Below are 17,102 nucleotides of genomic sequence, written 5' to 3' on the forward strand. Positions count from 1 at the left end.
CACGAAAGGGGCGGGCGCGCGTTGGATAACGATATACTTTGCCGATGCACCCAACTCCGCAACCGATACCCGAGTGGCGCGATGTCGACGCCCGCGTCTTCCATGAGCAGATCCTGCCGCTGCACCGTCCCGCAGTGATGCGCGGTGTGGTGCGCGACTGGCCTGTCGTCGCGCGCGCGCTGACGTCGCCGGCGGCGGCCGGCGGCTACCTCAAGTCCTTCGACAGCGGCGTCGATGTCAATGCCATCATGACGCCGCCCGCCGCGCAGGGGCTGGTAACCTATAGCGACGATGTCAGCGCGTTCAGTTTCGTGCGCAACCGACTGCCGATGTCGGACATCATCGACCAGTTGATGCGCTATCTGCCGGCCGGCGCCCGCGCTCCCGCGCTGGCGGCGCAAAGCGCGGTCATCGCCGAATGCCTGCCGGGCTTTTTGGCGGAGAACCGGCTGCCTTTGCTGGGACCCGAGGTGCAACCGCGCATCTGGCTGGGCAATCACATCACGGTGCCGGCCCACTTCGACGAGGCGCAGAATATCGCGGCCTGCGTCAGCGGCCGGCGGCGCTTTACCTTGTTCCCACCGGAGCAGGTCGGCAACCTGTATGTCGGCCCGCTCGATTACACGCCGGCCGGGGCGCCGATCAGCATGGCCTCGCGCGCCCAACCGGACTTCGACAAGTACCCGCGCTTTCGCGACGCGCTGGCGGCGGCGCAGGTGGCCGAGCTGGAGCCGGGCGACGCGATTTACATTCCCGCCATCTGGTGGCACCAGGTCGAATCGATCGGCCAGTTGAACATCCTGGTCAACTACTGGTGGGGCGGATCGCATACCGCAAACGATCGCAGCATGTCGCCGTCGAACGCCTTGATGCACTGCCTGTTGAATATGAAGGATCTAGAGCCGCAGGTGCTGCAGGCCTGGCGGGCGATCTTCGAGCATTTTGTTTTCAATTCCGACCCGCAGCGGTTGGAACATATTCCCGGACAGCGGCGCGGGGCCCTGGGCGCGATGTCGCCCGAAGAGGTGCGCCGCTTCAAGGACGTATTGATCGCGCAGCTGCAAAAATAAGCCCAAGGAGACACCATGAAATTACACGCAGGCGCTGTGCTGGCCGCATCCGTTGTCGCAGCGTTGTCGCCATCGTCCGCCATGGCCGATGAAGTGATCGGCTATTACCCCGGCTGGAAGTCGGCGGCGTATCCGGTCACGGCGGCCAACGTCGGCGCCGACAAGTTGACGATGGCGCTGTACGCGTTCATCGACGTATGCTGGGACGGCAAGCACGGCAACCCCGAGCCGTCCGTCAATGACGAGGCGCCGTGCCAGGACGCCGCCGGCGATCCGGTGTCTGCCAATGGCGCGCTGGTGTTCGGCGACGCCGTCGCGGACGGCGCCAATCTGCGCGCGCTGGTGGCGTTGAAGAAGCAGCATCCGAAGTTCAAGGTGGTGGTGTCGGTCGGGGGCTGGAATTGGTCGAACCGGTTTTCCGACGTCGCCGATTCGGCCGCCGCGCGCGCCAATTTCGTCGCCTCGTCGGTAAAGCTGATGCGCCGATTCGGCTTGGACGGCATCGACATCGACTGGGAGTACCCGACCGAGGTTGGCATACCATGCGTGGCGGGCAGGGTGTGCGCGCGGCCGCAGGACAAGCCGAACTACATCAAGCTGGTGCGCGAGTTGCGCACCGCCTTCGACGCGGCCGGCAAGAAGGACGGCAAGCATTACAGCGTCACCATCGCGTCGGGCGCCAACGCCAACTTCGTCAACGACGGCGCGGCGGGCAGCGCGTGGATCAAGGAGCTGGCGCAAAGCCTCGATTGGATCAACATCATGACCTACGACTACCATGCGCCCTGGGAGAAAACCACGGGGCACCTGGCGGCGTTGAGCGGCGACCCGAAAGATCCGGTGGTCGACAAAGGGTTGTACGCGCAGGCGTCGGTGCAGCGCTATCTGGACGCCGGCATCGCGGCGGACAAGCTGGTGATGGGCGTGCCGTTCTACGGTTACGGCTGGAAGGGCTGCGCGCCGGGTCCGGCGGGCGACGGGCAGTATCAGCTGTGCGAAGGCGGCGCGACCGGCGGCGCCGGCGGCGGCAACTCATATGGCTTCAGCCACTTGCTGAAGCAGGGGATCTTGACGCCTTCATTCGAGGGCGGCAACGGCTACAAGCGGTATTGGAACGCGTCGGCCAAGGTGCCGTATCTGTATAACGCCAAGGAGAAGATCTGGATCACGTACGAGGACCAGGAATCGCTGAAGGGGAAGGCGCGCTACATCAAGTCCAAGAAGCTGCGCGGGGCGATGTTCTGGGAGTTGAGCGCCGATGGCGAGCACCAGCTGATCGAGACGTTGTGGTCGGCGATGCGATGATGGCCCGGATTGGGTGATTTATTCTGAAACACGTAGGGCCGATTACGGCGTTCCGCCTAATCCGCCCTACGTGTTTGTGTGGATTACTTGGCTGCGGCTGCCGCAGGTTTGTTCTGATACATGATCCAGTAGCGCGCCAGGTCGCCACGGCCGTCGTTGCCGGTGATGGTTTCCAGTACCTTGATCGATTCATCCTTCTTGCCGGCCATCGCCAGCGCATAGCCCAGACGCAGTTTTGCGTCTTCCGGATTCTTCGACACGCCCTTGGCGATACCTTGCTTCATCAAGTCGATACCCTTGTCGAACTGGCCCAGGGTGATGAAGTTGTAGCCCAGGTTGACCAGGCCGACACCGTCCTTCGACTTCTGCGCGGAAGCGACACCCGCGTCGATGTTTTTCGCATCGTCGGCGGCGCCCTTGTTGGCGCTGTCGCGGATCTTCTGGATCGCGGCTTTGTCTTTACCGGCCGGGATGGCGCCAGGGTAGGCCTTGTCCATCGCGATCTTACCTTCGGTGAAGAAGCCGCCCAGCACGGCCAGTTCGGCCTGTTCCAGGTAATCCTCAGGCTCCATCTTCGACGGCGCGGCGACGCCTTTCAGACGCGCCATGTCCAGGTCCAGGCGCGCCGCATAGGTCTTCTTGCCGCGCGTGCGGTTCAGCAGGTCGAACCAGTAGTCTTCCGACGGGTAGTAGCGCACCAGCTCTTCGATCGCCGTCAGATACAGGTCGGTGTCCTTCAGCTTGATGCCGACGTTGCCCAGCAAATTGAGTTCGTCCTTGGTCGGTGCGGTGCCGGCTTTTTTGGCCGCTTCGATATCCTTCAGCACTTCGGTCTTGGCGGTGGCGAAGTCGTTCTTCAGGAAGTACGAACGCACGATGTACTGGCGCTGCTTGGCGTTGTCGCCCGATTCGGTGCCGTAGCGGTTGAACCAGGTGATGGCCTTGTCGTAGTCCTTGATGGAGCTGTAGTAGATGCCGGCGACGGCGTCGATGAAGCGCAATTTGTCTTCCTGCTTCAGACGGCCCGAATCGATCATCGATTCCAGCGCCTTCAGGGTCAGCTCATTGTTGCCGGAGGCCTGGCCCAGTTGCACGCGCATCTGGTTCAGAACGAACGCTTCGTACGGGGTCAGGTTGGGCGCGGCCGCGGCGGTGTCGATGCGGGTCTGGTATTCCTGGTAGTTCTTGGCGTCGAGCAGCGGCTTGGTTTGCGCCGGGTCGATCAATTTGTAGATTTCCGGACGTACGGTGTCCTTCGGCGCTTCGGCGGCGGCTTTTTCCTTTTCCTTGTCCTGCGCGTGGGCGGCGGTCACGCCCAGCATGGCCGGTACCGCGTTCAGGCCGATGGCGGCCAGGATCAGACTAATACGAGCGAGACGAATATGGGACATGTTTAATCCTTCAAAAGACATGGGATGGCCGGCGCCGAGGCGCCATGCCGTCGCTATTGGAGTGAGTGTTCAAGGCCGCGCTGCGCGCGATCCGGCAAACCGCACATTCTACGATCCCTTTCCGGGAAGTAAAAGAGCCTGCCGGCCAAACCAACGTATTGTTACATAAATCATGGTTGATGCGCATTATTCAAGGGTGCGTCAACCGTGCGCTGGTCGCGCAACCACCGGCTCCGGCTCGCGCTGCGGGCGCGCGGTCATCGGAATGATTTGCGACAGGACGGCCACCGGGATCGCGCACAGCATCACCCAGATGAAGAAGTGCTGGTAACCGAGCGCGATCTGGATGTCGCCGCTGAATAGTTTGAACAGGACAAAGCCGAGCTGCATGATGCCGGTGGCGAAGGCGTAGTGCGCGGTCTGGTACTTGCCCGGCGCGACCACCTGCATCATGTATAGAATCAGACCGACGAAGCCGAAGCCGTAGCCGAACATCTCGATGCTGAGCGCCGCGCCGATCACCGCCAGGTCGGTCGGCTGGAAGTAAGACAGCAGATAGAAGGCGGCGTTGGGCAGGTTGACCGCGAGGATCAGCCACAGGATGGCGCGCTTGAGGCTTAGCCACGAGGTGAAGTAGCCGCCGGCGATGCTACCCACCAGGAAGGCTACCGTTCCCACCGTGCCGTAGACAGCGCCCACTTCGGCGGTGCTGAGGCCAAGGCCGCCGAGGTGGCGCGCCTCGCGCAGGAACAAGGGGCCGATCGATTGCACCTGCGCCTCGCCGGCGCGGAACAGGATGATGAACAGGATCGAGACCCAGATGCCGGGCTTTTTGAAGAACTCGACGATCACCTCCCACAGCGTGCGGGCGATGGCGGCGGCGTCGGTGCCGGCGCCCACCGCGTTCTTCGACTGGGGCAGCGCCCAGCTGTTGTAAAGCCCGAGGCCGACCATGACCGCGGCCAGGATGAGGAAGCAGATGGTCCACGCGGGCACCACGCCGATTGTTTGTTCGAAGTGCCCGGCCAGCACCAGCAGCCCGCCGGTGGTGAGGAATTTTCCGGCGTTGAAGAAGGTGCCGGTCCAGCCGGCGTATTGCGCCTGGCCTTTTTCATCGAGGCTGGTGATGTACAGGCCATCGCAGGCGATATCGTGCGTGGCCGCCGAGATGGCCACTAGCGCAAGCATCGCCATGCAAGCGGCGAACCAGAATGGCGCGTGCAGCGCCAGCGCGACGCCGCCGAGACATATGCCGCCGAAGATCTGGAAGGTGACCACGATCAGTTTTTTGCTGCTGGCCAGTTCGAGGAAGGGACTCCACAACGGTTTAAAGACCCACGCGAAGCCGATCAAGGCGGTCCAGCGATTGATGTCGCTATTGGGCATGCCCATGCTCTTTAACATCTGGTTGGCGACGATGGCCACCGCGAAGAACGGCAGGCCTTGGGCCAGATAGAGGCTGGGCACCCAGAACTTCGGGTTGCGGATGGTTTGCTGGTGCGTGTCTTGTTTGTTGTTGTCCACGTCGTCCCCGGATGATTTTTATTCGAAGCCCGGCACCGGCGCGCGGCCGGTGGCTGGCAGTTCGTCGGCCAGCCACAAGTTGACCGCGTCCAGCGCCGGTTTGGCGAAGCCGTAGGTCAGCAGCGCGGGCGCCTGGATGTCGAGCGCCTGGTACGGGTTCCACAGCGCCAGATGTAGGTCCGGGCGCCAGGTGGCGCGCGCGTGCGCGCCGTAGCGCAGGCGCGAGGTCGAGGCCAGCATCGTGAAGCGGCCATCGCGGGGCAGGGCGCTCCAGTCGAAGGCCTCGGCGTCGGCGAAGGTCACCAGTTCGACGTCGTACAGGCGGCGCAGCGACGCGGCCACCGTTTCGGCCGGCACGCCGGCTTCCGATACGCCGTCGCTGACGACGTCCTGGCGCACCACCAGGCGCACCCGCGCGTCCTTTTCCGGGCGGTGCGGCTGGCCGTAGGCCGTCAGTGCGCGGAACCAGCCCTCGGCCATCACGTCGCGGTCGGCCGCATCCTCCTTGTACGAGCGCGGCTTGCACGGATAGGCCAGCGCCAGCGCCGACAGGCGGTCCAGGCGTTGCTGGACGTCCTGCAACGTCAGCTCGCCGGAGGCCAGCGCCGCCGCGATGGAGTTCAACGTTTCGTCCTGCGTTTCCGGGGTGCCGAGCGCCATCACCATGTCGGCGCCGGCGGTCAGCGCGCGCACCGCCGCGTTGCCCACGCCATAGCGGCCGGCGATGGCGTGCATGTCCATGCCGTCGGTGATGACGATGCCTTTGTACTTCCATTCGTCGCGCAGCAGGCCGGTGAGGATGCGGCGCGACATCGTGGCCGGGTTGTCCGGGTCCAGGGTCGGATAGACGATGTGTGCGGTCATCATCGCCGGCGCGGCCGCCGACGCGATGCGGAACGGCGCCAGTTCCAGGCGGTCCAGCTCCTCCACCGGCTTGTTCACGGTCGGCAGGTCGCGGTGCGAATCGACGTTGGTGTCGCCGTGGCCGGGGAAGTGCTTGACGCAGCAGGCCACGCCCTCCGCGTGGCTGCCGGCCATCCACGACATCGCCAGTTCGGCGGCGCGTTGCGGTTCGGCGCCGAAGGAGCGCTCGGCGATGACCGGATTGTGCGGATTGTTGTTCAGGTCCAGCACCGGCGCGAAGTTCCAGTTGAAGCCCAGCGACTTGACGGCGCGCGCCACGGCGGCGCCGGTGCGGTAGGCCAGGTCGGTGTCGTCGGCCGCGCCCAGGCCCATGGCCGCCGGCGGCGCCGGGACCCAGGTCGAGCGGACCACCGCGCCGCCTTCCTGGTCGATGGCGATCAGCGATTCCGGTCCCATGACCGCGCGCAGGTCGGCGGTCAGCTTGCCCAGTTGTTCGGAGTCGGTCATGTTGCCCCGGAAAAGGCAGACGGCGCGGATGCCGTTCGCCTTCAGGAAGTCGGCGGTGGCCGCGTCCAGTACCGTGCCGGGGAAGCGGATCATGATCAGTTGGCCCGCGATTTTCCGCAACTCGTCGTGAGTCTTGTTTGTTTGGTCGGTCATTGGGGTGCTCCGGCGTGCTTAATTTGTTTTGGTGACTTTGCTCAGATGGCGCGGCGCGTCCGGGTCCATGCCGCGCGCCGCCGACAGTTTCGCCGCCATCACGTAGAAGGTCTGGATCGCCACGATCGGATCGAGATCCGGCGTCGCCGCCACCGGCAACGTCAGGTCGCGCTCGGCCACGTCGGCCGGCGCGGCCAGCAGCACGCGGGCGCCACGGCCGCGCATCTCGCTGGCCAATTGCAGCAGACCCGCTTGCGTCGGGCCGCGTGTGGCGAAGATCACCAGCGGATAGCCTTCCTCGATCAACGCCATCGGGCCGTGCTTGATCTCCGCGCCGCTGAAGGCTTCCGCCTGCAGCGCCGAGGTTTCCTTGAACTTCAACGAGGCTTCCAGCGCGACCGGGAAGCTGATGCCGCGACCGACCACCATGATATTGCGGGCGGGCGCCAGCACCTCCAGCGCCGGGGACCAGTCCTCGGTGGTGGCGGCGCGCAGCGACTCGGGCAGCGCCTGCAGGCCGGCCAGCAGCTCGGGATCGTTCTGCCACGCGGCCACCAGGCGCGCGCCGGCCACCAGGCTGGTGATGAAGCTCTTGGTCGCGGCCACGCTTTGTTCTTTACCGGCGCGTAGCGGCATGGCCCATTCGGCGGCGTGCGCCAGCGGCGAATCGATGTCGTTGACCAGCGCGATGGTGGTGGCGCCGCCGTCGCGGAAGTATTTGATCGGCTCTACCACGTCCGGGCTCTGGCCCGATTGCGAGATCGAGATCGCCAGCGTGTCGCGAGTGATCAGCGGCGATTTGTTCAAGGTCACCAGCGACATCGGCAGCGACGCGACCACGCGGCCCAGGCGCGCCATGATCAGGTAGGCGGCGTAGGCGCAGGCGTGGTCCGACGAGCCGCGCGCGATGGTCAGCGCGGTCGAGAACGAGGTGCTCCTCAATTTGCGGCCCAGCTCCGCGTAACGGTCGCCATCGTGGTCCAGTTGCAGGGCCACGCAATCAGCGGCGGACAGGGCTTCTTTCAACATCATTGAGGTCACAACAATTCTCCTTCGATATAGACGGCTTTGAGGTTCAGGTCACGGTCGAGCACCACGAGGTCGGCGTAGGCGCCGGGGGCCACGCGGCCCCGCTCTTGCAGGCCGAGATAGTCGGCCGCATACGTTGAGACCCGTGCCGAGGCATCCGCCAGATCGAGGCCGAGTCCGACCAGGTTGCGCAGCGCCTGGTCCATGGTGAGGGTGCTGCCGGCCAGGGTGCCGTCGGGCAGGCGCACGCCGCCCATGCACTTCATGACGACCTGGCGGCCCAGCATATATTCGCCGTCCGGCATGCCGGTGGCGGAGGTGGAATCGGTCACGCAATACAGGCGCGGAATGCAGCGCAGCGCGGTCTTGATGGCGCCCGGGTGCACGTGCAGCAGGTCCGGTATCAGTTCGGCGTACTGCGCGTGCGCCAGCGCCGCGCCCACCATGCCGGGTTCGCGGTGGTGCAGGCCGGTCATGGCGTTGAACAGGTGGGTGAAGCCGTGGGCGCCGTTTTCCAGCGCGGCTTTGCCGTCCTCGTAGGAACCCAGGGTGTGGCCGATCTGCACCCGCATGCCGGCGTCCGACAGCTCCTTGACCAGTTCCAGGTGGCCGTCGATTTCCGGCGCCACGGTGATCAGTTTCAAGGGGGCCAGCGTTTCGAGGCGTTCGACGTCGGCCAGCTTGGCCGAGCGGGCGTAGTTGGGCTGCGCACCGAGTTTGCCGGAGTTGATGTAGGGGCCTTCGAGGTGGGCGCCGAGCACGCGCGCCTCGCCTTTGCCACGCTGGGCGGCGGCCTTGCCGATGCCGGCGAGCGCGAGGTCGATATCCTCCGGCGGCGCTGTCATGGTGGTCGCCAGCATGCTGGTGGTGCCGTGCCGCGCGTGGATGGCGGCGATGGTGTGGACCGCGTCGCCGCCCTCCATCACGTCCTTGCCGCCGCCGCCGTGCACGTGCAGGTCGATGAAGCCGGGGATGATGTAGTCGTCGGCGTTGAGGGCCGGATCGATGCCGCCGCCGGTGATGGCGATCACGCGTTCGTCGAATGTGACCTCGCCGCGGATCCAGCCCGCCGGCGTAAGGATGTTGCCTTTGATTGCACTGCTCATCTGCGCGACTCCGCTACGAATTCATAATAATCACTTCGGCAATACGAGTGGGTCAGTTCCACCGCTGCGCCGTTGTCGAGATAACTGACGCGGGTGATGTGCAGCATGGCGGCACCCGCAGGTATGTTGGCCAGGCGCGCCTGCTCCACGCTGGCGTTGACGGCGCGGATATGCTGCAACGCGCGCATCGGGATCGTGCCCTTCGATTCCAGATAGCCGTACAGCGAATCGGTCACGCTGTGCGGGTTGGGCATGTACTGCGCCGGGATGGTGGTCGTTTCGATCGCCATCACCACGTCGTCGGCGGTGCGCAGGCGCTTCAGGCGCGCCACCGGCATGTTGGGCGAGAGCCCGAGCGACAGCACTTCCACCGGCGAAGCCACGCCGATGTCGCGTTGCAGCCAGCGCGAGCCGGCGTTGAAGCCGCGCTCGCGCAGTTCCTCGGAAAAGCTGGTCAGGCGCGACAAGGGCTGCTCCAGCTTAGGCGTGATGTAGGTGCCCGAGCCGCGCTTGCGTGTCAACATGCCGCGCTCGCACAGCATGTCGATCGCCTTGCGGGCGGTGACGCGCGAGATGTTCAGCATCTCCGACAGCACCCGTTCCGAAGGCAAGGCTTCGTTGGCGCGCCACTCGCCGTTGACGATGCCGTCGGACAGCTTGTTCGCCAGCTGCATGTACAGCGGCGTGTCGCTGCCGGCGTCCGGTTCGAAGTCCTTCAACTGTTCGCTCGACTGGGCTAGCACGGGCTACTCCTTCAATCGTTGTTGGATCAGCCGCAGCGCGCCGGCCGACGAATCGCCGTGCGGCGTCACGCTGCGCGCCAGCACCGCCGCCGGCAGGTAGGGGCGCAGCGGCGCACCCAGGCCGCCGCATAGCGCGATCGGCAGCGCGCCGCTCGGATCGAGCGCGTTGGCCAGGCGTTCCACTTCGCGTCCAGCTTCGAGCAGGATCGCTTGCGCGGTCGGATTCGATTCGCCATGGCGCAGCACCACGGGCGCCAGCTGCGCGTATCGGGTCTGCGTGGCTTTGGCCAGCCAGTTTTGCACTGTGTTGCGCGCTTGCGTGGCGTTCATGTCTTGCGCCGCGCCGCAGGCCTGCGCCACGTCGGCGGCGAAGGCGTTGTCCGGCATGCGGCCGTCGAGCACCTGCTGCAAGTGGTTGGCCGCGCGCAGTCCCATCCAGGCGCCGCTGGCCTCGTCGCCGGCGGGGAAGCCCCAGCCGCCCATTTCGATATGGCGGCCATCCGCCGTTTTGACCTCGCCGACGCTACCGGTGCCCAGCGCGATGATGGCGCCCGGCTGGCCGGCATGGGCGCCCAGCACGGTGGTGTAGCCGTCCGACTCCAGCGCCAGGTGCGCATAGCCTGGATTGGCGGCGACGAACTCGGCGGCCCAGGCCCGGTTATGGACGCCGGCCAGGCCGAGGCCGATGGCGATGGACGATCTGGCGGGGAAACTCAGTCCGGCGGCGGCGAAGGCCTTCGCGGCGGCGTCCTCGACGGCGGCCCAGGCGCCGGCGATGCCGTGCGACAAGGCCGACGGGCCGCTGGCGCCGTTGGCCAGTTCGACGCCGTCGGCGCGCGCCAGGCGAACCCTGGTGCCACTGCCTCCGCCGTCAACGCCGATTAAAAATTCGATCATGGGTATCCGAAAACGCTGTCGCTGGGAATCCGGCCGGGCCGGGTGGTTGAGGGCACTATATGGTTGCCCAACCAGCTTGTCAACAGGTATTTAACTGGTATTATAAAATATTGAAGTGGACTTGCGTTGCCGAGTTGGTATCTATTGGTAACTTATTGTTTTTAATGGGAATTGGCTAGCCGCAGCAAGCTTGGAGGTGAGCCGGTCATGCATGCCACTTTGGTCTGGTTTTGGTAGGGAGGGGAGCGGAAGGAGTACAATTCCGCTTTGCTAGATATTTAAAGGTAAGACAAATGACTGACTATTGGGACGACTGGCAGCGCGAAGCGTTGGCTGCGGGCGTGAAGGCGCCGTTGGCCAAGCTGGGGATGGAAGTGCTGAAGACCCACCGCAAGAACCGCTGGCCATCGCACTTTTTGGGCCGCATGGAAGACGGTCCGATGATGATTGAAATGTGCCTGGAAGAGCCGGACGAGACGGAGCTGCTGTTCGTCGAGAATCTGCATCCGTATGACGACAAGCTGATTGCCGCCACCAAGAAGCGTCTCTGCTTCGATTGATGTTTAGACGGTGCTTGCGCCGCTGGCCGCATTTGGCGGATTACGCTACGCTAATCCGCCCTACGTGTCTCCTTGGTGCGTGGCGGACACGGGCCGTGGATTTTCGCAATGGCCGTGCTCCTGTGATGCGCCTCGGATCCACGTAGGGCGGATTAGGCGGCACGCCGTAATCCGCCAAGAGCCGTCGACGGCCCAATAAGGTCCAGCCCGTGTAGAAATGGTGGACCTGACCCCGGATTTGCCTTTAATTAATTGTTGGCCTTGTCGCGGGTGCCGGTGCGCTCGTACGTCACCAGGCGCGATTGCTCGGCCGCCTTGCCGTTCACGTTGACCACCGCGTTGCCCGGCCCGCGCACGATGACGTCGGCCTGGCCGGTCCACAATTGCTTAGCGTTGAGGTTGCCCGAGCCGCTCAGCTGCGCGGTCAGCGTGGCGGTCTTGCCGTCGAGCTTGACCTCGCCCGGACCGTGCATGTTCAGGCGCACGCTCTTGCAGTCGGCCATCGCCGTCAAGTCGCCGGAGCCGCCCACTTCCGCCTCCAGCGTATCGCTGACCCTGTTCAAATGAATATTGCCCGGCCCACGGCTGCGCGCCACCGCGCGCCCGACCTGCAGCGTGTTGGCCTCCAGATCGCCGGAACCGCTCACCTCCGCGCTCAACATTGCCGTCGCCCCCGACAAGCTCATGCTGCCCGGGCCGCTAAGGATGGCGCGCACCGTTTGCGCCTGCAGGCCGCGCACCGTCAGGTCGCCCGAGCCGTGGACTTCGGCGTCGAGTTTCTTGATGTTGCCGGCGATGCAGGCGTCGCCCGGACCGTGCAGCATGGCGCTGGCCGCTTCGGCGCTCAGTCCGCAGGCGTCCAAATCGCCCGGGCCCGCCACTTCGGCGCGGATCTCCCTGGCGTTGCCGCGCAAGGTGACCGATCCCGGCCCGTGCATCGCGGTGTTGATCTTGCCGGCGTTGATGTCGGCAATGTCGAGGTCGCCCGGCCCGTTGACCGAGATGTTCAGATCCTGCGTGACGCCGGCGGCGTTGATGTCGCCGGGACCGTTCGAGACGACGTTGAGGCTGGCCGCCTTCAGGGTGCGAAGGTCGAGGTCGCCGCTGCCGGACGAGGTGACCGCCAGGTCGGTCACCGTGCCGTTGGCGTGGATGTCGCCGGAGCCCTCCGACGTCAAACTGAGCGTCTGGCCCTGGAATTGTTGCAGATCGACGTCGCCGCTGCCGGCGGCGCGCAGGCTTTTCAAGGTCGCGGCGTTGATTCGCACCGTCACCTGCGACTTGTGGTCGTTGTTCCAGTTAAAGTTGAAGACCCAGCCGTTGCTCTTTTTGCGCGGCTGGCGCACGGTGAGCGTGTCGCCGCTGACCGAGGTTTCGATGTCGGCGAACTTTTTGCGCGGACCGGACAGTTCGATGCCGTTGCCGGCCTGGTTGGTGACGATCACGCGGAACGGGCCGTTCAGGTTGATGCTGGTGAACGGCGCGACGGTGCGGGTCTCGGTGCCGATGGCGCCGTCGGACTTGCTGTCGGACTTGCTGTCGGCCTGGGCGTAGCCGCCGGCGACGGCGGCCGCCAGCAGGGTGCAGGCCAGCGCCTGGTGTTTGATCGTCTGCTTCATTTTTTATCTCGATTGTGGAAGTGGCGAGGAATGAACGATATGACAAAAGCAAGCAAGCGGCGCGCGGAATGGGACGGATGCGCGGAATAGTGGGATCAACGGCAAAAAAGCGGCGCTGAACTGCGATTCAACTTGTCGTGGCGGGCGCCGATAATGTCATAATCGGGTTACTGATGCTCGAGCGGGGAAACGGAAGCGGGGGGCGGACATGATTAAATACATGGGGACAAAAAACACCAACGACGGTTCGGTGCTATACGTGTTCCTGATCAACGGCTTACAGAAGGAAATCCGGGAAACGGCCTTGAAGCAGTACCCGGGATGCTACGAGGCGTTGCCGGCGACCGCCAAGGCACGTATCAGCGCCAACCGCTCCTGGTTATCGAAACTTTAATGATGACGTTTTCCTTATTGCGACGCCACGCCCGTTGTTGCGTGCTGGCGGCGTCCGCCATGCTGCTTTCCGGCGCCGCCCTGGCGCAAGCAGTGCCCACCACCTTCGGCACCGTCATCGGCAACGGCCTGCTGTGCCGCGACCAGACCGCCAATTTCTATTACTACGATTACCTGCTTAAGGCCTTCGGTCCGGCCTACAAACACGACGGCGGCGCCTTCTGGTTCAAGACCGAGGGCGCCAACCTGTGGGGCACGCCGGTCTCCGAGGTGATGGTCAGCGACGACACCAGCACCTATATCTTCGTCGGCGCCGTGGCCGAGGCCACGCCGGAGGAGCTGGAAAAGGCGATCATCGCCCAGGTCGGCGTCCATTATGCGAGAATCGACACGTCGGCCTTCCCCGTGCGCGAGGCCAAGCCGGCCAGCCGCATCGTTTATTTCGATACCAAATCCAAGATTTACTGCGCGAAGTACAAGCCCTTGCCGCCGGTGCAGCCGCCCGCCGTGCGCCAGCGGCTAAAATAGGGTACGCGCACTCCCAAGGTCTTCATGTACACCCACTTTTTCAATCTGAAGCAATCGCCGTTTTCCATCGCGCCCGATCCGCGCTACCTGTTCATGAGCGAACGCCACCGCGAGGCGCTGGCCCATCTGCTGTACGGCATCGGCAGCGGCGGCGGTTTCGTGCTGTTGACGGGGGAGATCGGCGCCGGCAAGACCACCGTGTGCCGCTGCTTCATGGAGCAGATCCCCGAGAACTGCAAGCTGGGCTATATCTTCAATCCCAAGCTGTCGGTGGAGGAGTTGCTGCTGTCGATCTGCGACGAGTTCGGCATCGAGCTGCCGCCGCAGGGCGCCGGGGCCGTCAGCGTCAAGGGCTATGTCGACGCGATCAACGCCTATCTGCTGGCCAGCCACGCGCAGGCCAAGAACAATGTGCTCATCATCGACGAGGCGCAGAACCTGTCGGCCGAGGTGCTGGAGCAGTTGCGCCTGCTGACGAATCTGGAAACGAGCGAGCGCAAGCTGCTGCAGATCATTCTGATCGGCCAGCCAGAACTGCGCACGATGCTGGCGCGGCCGGAGCTGGAACAGTTGGCGCAGCGTGTCATCGCCCGCTATCACCTGGGTTCGCTGACCGAGGCCGAAACGGGCGCCTATATCGAGCACCGTCTGGCGGTGGCCGGCGCGTCGGCGATCGCGCCGTTTCCGCGTCGCCTGATGGGGCTGGTGCACAGTCTGGCGAAAGGCGTGCCGCGCCGTATCAACCTGCTGTGCGACCGGGCGCTGCTGGGGGCATATGTCGAGAACCAACCGCAGGTGACACGCGTCATCTTGCGCCGCGCGGCGTCGGAGGTGTTTTCCGGGCAGGAAGTGGTGCCGGGCGCCTTGCTTGCCGCGTCGTCGGGCCGGCGCTGGCCGCTGGTGGCCGCCGGCGCGCTCGGCGGTGTGATCGTCAGCGCGGTGTTGTGGCAGTTGGCGGCGCACGACGCGAAGCCGGGCATGCCGAGCGCCCAGGCCGCGTCGGCGACGCCTTTGGCAGCCGGTGGCGCCGCTGCCGCCGCGCCGAAGGCAGGCGCGCGGACGCCCGGGCTTGCGCCGGCGGCGTCCTTGGCCCCTGCGGCCAACACAATGCCGGCGGCGCCTGCGACCGAGGGCGCAGGCAAGGCGGCGGCGTTGCGCCAGCTCGCCGGCATGTGGGGGCTGGCGCTGGCCGACGGCGATCCATGTCCGACGGCGGCGCGCCTGAATCTGCGTTGCCTGCAAACCAAAGGCGGCATCGAGGATCTGCGCCTGCTGGACCGTCCGGCCGTGCTGACCCTGCGCGACGATCCCGTCGCGCCCAACTATGTGTTGTTGACCGCGCTGGACAGACGCAACGCGACCATCACGCCCCCTGGCGGCGCGCCGCAAACCATCGGCCTGGATGCGCTGGCCGCGCGCTTCGGCGGCGAGTTCACCACGTTCTGGCGGGCGCCACGCAGTTGGCGCGACGAGGTGTCCGTCGGCGATCACGGTCCCGATGTGGACTGGCTCGCCAAACGCTTGTCGCAACTGTACGAGCTGAAAAAGCCGCAGGAAAATCAGCCGTTGGACGCGGCGTTGCGCAGCCGCCTGACCGAGTTCCAGACCGAGCAGCATCTCAAGGCGGACGGCGTGGCCGGTCCGAAAACTTTCATCCGACTGTATCAGTTGGGCGGCGTACAGGAACCACGTTTGCTGGCCCGTGCCGGCAAGGCCGACGCCGTGGCAGGGAAATAATATGTCCTATATTTTGGAAGCGTTGAAAAAAGCGCAGGCGGAACGTCAACTCGGCAACTCGCCGACCCTGCACGCGCCCACGTTGCAATCGGTGGACCGGTCTTCGGCCGGCGGACGGCTTAAAAAGCCGATGCTGCTGGTGATCTTGGCGATGGGTGTGGTGATTGCCGCGCTGCTGGTGATGGTGTTGAAGCCGGCGGCGGCGCCCGCCGACGCTCCGCTTGTGCGGGGTGGGGTTGGCGCACCGGCGCCAGCCGCGCCGCCGGTGCCGGCGGCCCCGGTCTTCGCCACGCAGACTCCAGTCCAGGTTGTCGCCGATAGTGCCGCGCCGTTGGCGGCGCCCGTCGCCGCGCTGCCGCCACCGGTGGCCACGCTCACCCCGGCGCCGCGCAAACACGCCGAGTCGCAAACGGTTCAGGCCGCGCCTCAGGCTGGCGCCAATGCAAGCCCCGCGGCGGCCCCGGGCGCGCAGGCCAAGGCGCCCGCCGCGTTCGAGGAGCCGGTCCAGAATTTGCGCGATCTGCCCGAGCCCATCCAGCGCTCGATTCCGCAGGTCGCCGTCGGCGGCTACATTTATTCCAAGAATCCGTCCGACCGGCTGTTGTTGATCGACAAAGTCCTGCGCCGCGAAGGGGAGGAGGTCGCGCCCGGCCTGAAACTGGAAAAGCTGAACCCCAAGGAAGCCGTCTTCAATTTCAAAGGCTATCGTTACCGCGTTCCGTATTGAGTGTCATCAACTTGTCACCCCGTAGTGATATTTTCTTATCATTGAAAACAATGCATGGGGAAATATCATGAAGCATCTGAAAATCTTGCCTTTCCTGATAGCCGCAGCCTTCGCCATGCCACGCGCGCAGGCGGCGGAAGTCGATACCCAGCAGGAACCGATCGGCTACGGCGCCGGGCTGCTATGCCTAGGCCTGGTCCTGCTGGCCAACGGCCGTGCGCGCAACGATGCGTTCAACCAAAAGAACGACGAGTAAATATCTGACCGGAAGCCTCGCTGCGTCCTTAAATGTTGCTGCGTATAATGGCGGTAACAGATTGGGGTAGAGGGGTTGATCGATGCAGCAAGAGAGTTCCGCGCACATGCGCAATGTTCTGGGCGTCATCGGGACGTCCGGCAGCGGTAAGACCACGTTGCTGGAATTCCTGATCGCCCGGCTGGCTGCGCAGGGGCTGAAGGTCAATGTCATCAAGCACAGCCACCACGACCTGGAACTGGAGCCGCCGCAGAAGGACAGCGCCCGTTTGCGCATGGCCGGCGCGGCCGAAGTCATGGTGGCGTCGCCGTTCCGTGTCGCTATCATCCGCGAACTGCGCGGCGCGCCAGAACCTGGTTTGCAGGAACAGCTGGACCGCCTGTCGCCGGCCGACCTGACCCTGCTCGAAGGGTTCAAGACGTATCCGATCGATAAGCTGGAAGTCTATCGCGCCGAGCAGGGGCGTGCGCCGCTGTATCCGCTCGATCCGCACGTCGTCGCGGTCGCCTCTGACCTGCCCCGGCCCGCCGATTTGTTGCCCGGCACGGTATGGCTGGACCTGAACGCGCCCGCCGACGTACTGGCCTGGCTGGTGGCCCACGTCGAGAAAAAACGTCAAAATAAACCGCCGCAAGCCTAAAGTTCTTTTCAAATCATCCGTAAAAGAAGTGATACCCCTTAAAGGAGGATGAT

17 protein-coding genes are annotated in these 17,102 nt (G+C 64.8%); 9 read left to right on the forward strand and 8 right to left on the reverse strand.

Annotated features, from left to right (window positions below):
- Positions 1 to 44: 44 nt before the first annotated feature.
- Both AC07P1_RS13320 and AC07P1_RS13325 read left to right on the forward strand, forming a co-directional pair.
- Positions 45 to 1,070 carry a cupin-like domain-containing protein gene (locus tag AC07P1_RS13320; protein ID WP_494696256.1) on the forward strand — a complete coding sequence of 342 codons (1,026 nt, stop codon included), beginning with the start codon at positions 45 to 47 and terminating at the stop codon, positions 1,068 to 1,070.
- 15 nt (positions 1,071 to 1,085) lie between these two features.
- Positions 1,086 to 2,375, forward strand: coding sequence for a glycoside hydrolase family 18 protein (locus AC07P1_RS13325; protein ID WP_494696257.1), 1,290 nt, complete (start codon positions 1,086 to 1,088; stop codon positions 2,373 to 2,375).
- Between the two features lie 83 nt (positions 2,376 to 2,458).
- Here the strand turns inward: AC07P1_RS13325 and AC07P1_RS13330 are convergent, their stop codons facing one another.
- The 7 genes from AC07P1_RS13330 to AC07P1_RS13360 all read right to left on the reverse strand — a co-directional run bounded on the left by AC07P1_RS13330 (position 2,459) and on the right by AC07P1_RS13360 (position 10,589).
- Complete coding sequence (locus AC07P1_RS13330) at positions 2,459 to 3,766, reverse strand: hypothetical protein (RefSeq protein WP_494696258.1); 1,308 nt, start codon at positions 3,764 to 3,766, stop codon at positions 2,459 to 2,461.
- A 201-nt stretch (positions 3,767 to 3,967) separates the two neighbouring features.
- The gene (locus tag AC07P1_RS13335) at positions 3,968 to 5,290 is read right to left on the reverse strand and encodes an MFS transporter (protein ID WP_494696259.1); all 1,323 of its coding nucleotides are present in this window, start codon (positions 5,288 to 5,290) and stop codon (positions 3,968 to 3,970) included.
- An 18-nt stretch (positions 5,291 to 5,308) separates the two neighbouring features.
- The gene (nagZ, locus tag AC07P1_RS13340; protein WP_494696260.1) at positions 5,309 to 6,814 is read right to left on the reverse strand and encodes a beta-N-acetylhexosaminidase; all 1,506 of its coding nucleotides are present in this window, start codon (positions 6,812 to 6,814) and stop codon (positions 5,309 to 5,311) included.
- 18 nt (positions 6,815 to 6,832) lie between these two features.
- Positions 6,833 to 7,846 (reverse strand): SIS domain-containing protein, encoded by a 1,014-nt coding sequence (locus tag AC07P1_RS13345; RefSeq protein ID WP_494696466.1) that lies wholly within the window; start codon positions 7,844 to 7,846, stop codon positions 6,833 to 6,835.
- A 5-nt stretch (positions 7,847 to 7,851) separates the two neighbouring features.
- Positions 7,852 to 8,949: an N-acetylglucosamine-6-phosphate deacetylase gene (gene nagA / locus AC07P1_RS13350; RefSeq protein WP_494696261.1), complete on the reverse strand. Its 1,098-nt coding sequence runs from the start codon at positions 8,947 to 8,949 to the stop codon at positions 7,852 to 7,854.
- On the reverse strand, positions 8,946 to 9,623 hold the full coding sequence (locus AC07P1_RS13355; RefSeq protein ID WP_315217129.1) for a GntR family transcriptional regulator: 678 nt from the start codon (positions 9,621 to 9,623) through the stop codon (positions 8,946 to 8,948). The genes nagA and AC07P1_RS13355 overlap by 4 nt, the downstream gene beginning before the upstream one ends.
- Before the next feature lie 72 nt (positions 9,624 to 9,695).
- On the reverse strand, positions 9,696 to 10,589 hold the full coding sequence (locus AC07P1_RS13360) for a glucosamine kinase nucleotide-binding domain-containing protein (protein ID WP_494696262.1): 894 nt from the start codon (positions 10,587 to 10,589) through the stop codon (positions 9,696 to 9,698).
- A 293-nt stretch (positions 10,590 to 10,882) separates the two neighbouring features.
- Between AC07P1_RS13360 and AC07P1_RS13365 the strand changes: the two genes are divergently transcribed.
- Positions 10,883 to 11,149 carry a hypothetical protein gene (locus tag AC07P1_RS13365; protein ID WP_090315688.1) on the forward strand — a complete coding sequence of 89 codons (267 nt, stop codon included), beginning with the start codon at positions 10,883 to 10,885 and terminating at the stop codon, positions 11,147 to 11,149.
- A gap of 248 nt (positions 11,150 to 11,397) precedes the next feature.
- On the opposite strand, the gene AC07P1_RS13370 is transcribed toward AC07P1_RS13365, so the two are convergent.
- The gene (locus AC07P1_RS13370; protein ID WP_494696263.1) at positions 11,398 to 12,768 is read right to left on the reverse strand and encodes a GIN domain-containing protein; all 1,371 of its coding nucleotides are present in this window, start codon (positions 12,766 to 12,768) and stop codon (positions 11,398 to 11,400) included.
- 220 nt (positions 12,769 to 12,988) lie between these two features.
- Here AC07P1_RS13370 and AC07P1_RS13375 point away from each other — a divergent pair, with 220 nt between their 5' ends.
- From AC07P1_RS13375 to mobB, 6 genes are all read left to right on the forward strand, one after another.
- Positions 12,989 to 13,162, forward strand: coding sequence for a hypothetical protein (locus AC07P1_RS13375; RefSeq protein ID WP_494696264.1), 174 nt, complete (start codon positions 12,989 to 12,991; stop codon positions 13,160 to 13,162).
- Positions 13,162 to 13,689 carry a hypothetical protein gene (locus AC07P1_RS13380; protein WP_494696265.1) on the forward strand — a complete coding sequence of 176 codons (528 nt, stop codon included), beginning with the start codon at positions 13,162 to 13,164 and terminating at the stop codon, positions 13,687 to 13,689. The genes AC07P1_RS13375 and AC07P1_RS13380 overlap by 1 nt, the downstream gene beginning before the upstream one ends.
- A gap of 24 nt (positions 13,690 to 13,713) precedes the next feature.
- Positions 13,714 to 15,426 carry an ExeA family protein gene (locus tag AC07P1_RS13385; protein ID WP_494696266.1) on the forward strand — a complete coding sequence of 571 codons (1,713 nt, stop codon included), beginning with the start codon at positions 13,714 to 13,716 and terminating at the stop codon, positions 15,424 to 15,426.
- 1 nt (position 15,427) lies between these two features.
- Positions 15,428 to 16,153, forward strand: a complete 726-nt coding sequence (locus tag AC07P1_RS13390) for a general secretion pathway protein GspB (protein ID WP_494696267.1) — start codon at positions 15,428 to 15,430, stop codon at positions 16,151 to 16,153.
- Between the two features lie 67 nt (positions 16,154 to 16,220).
- On the forward strand, positions 16,221 to 16,409 hold the full coding sequence (locus tag AC07P1_RS13395; protein WP_494696268.1) for a hypothetical protein: 189 nt from the start codon (positions 16,221 to 16,223) through the stop codon (positions 16,407 to 16,409).
- A gap of 106 nt (positions 16,410 to 16,515) precedes the next feature.
- Positions 16,516 to 17,049 (forward strand): molybdopterin-guanine dinucleotide biosynthesis protein B, encoded by a 534-nt coding sequence (gene mobB / locus AC07P1_RS13400; RefSeq protein WP_494696269.1) that lies wholly within the window; start codon positions 16,516 to 16,518, stop codon positions 17,047 to 17,049.
- The last annotated feature ends 53 nt before the right edge of the window (positions 17,050 to 17,102 follow it).

This window comes from Duganella sp. GW821-FHT07F09, assembly GCF_059418705.1.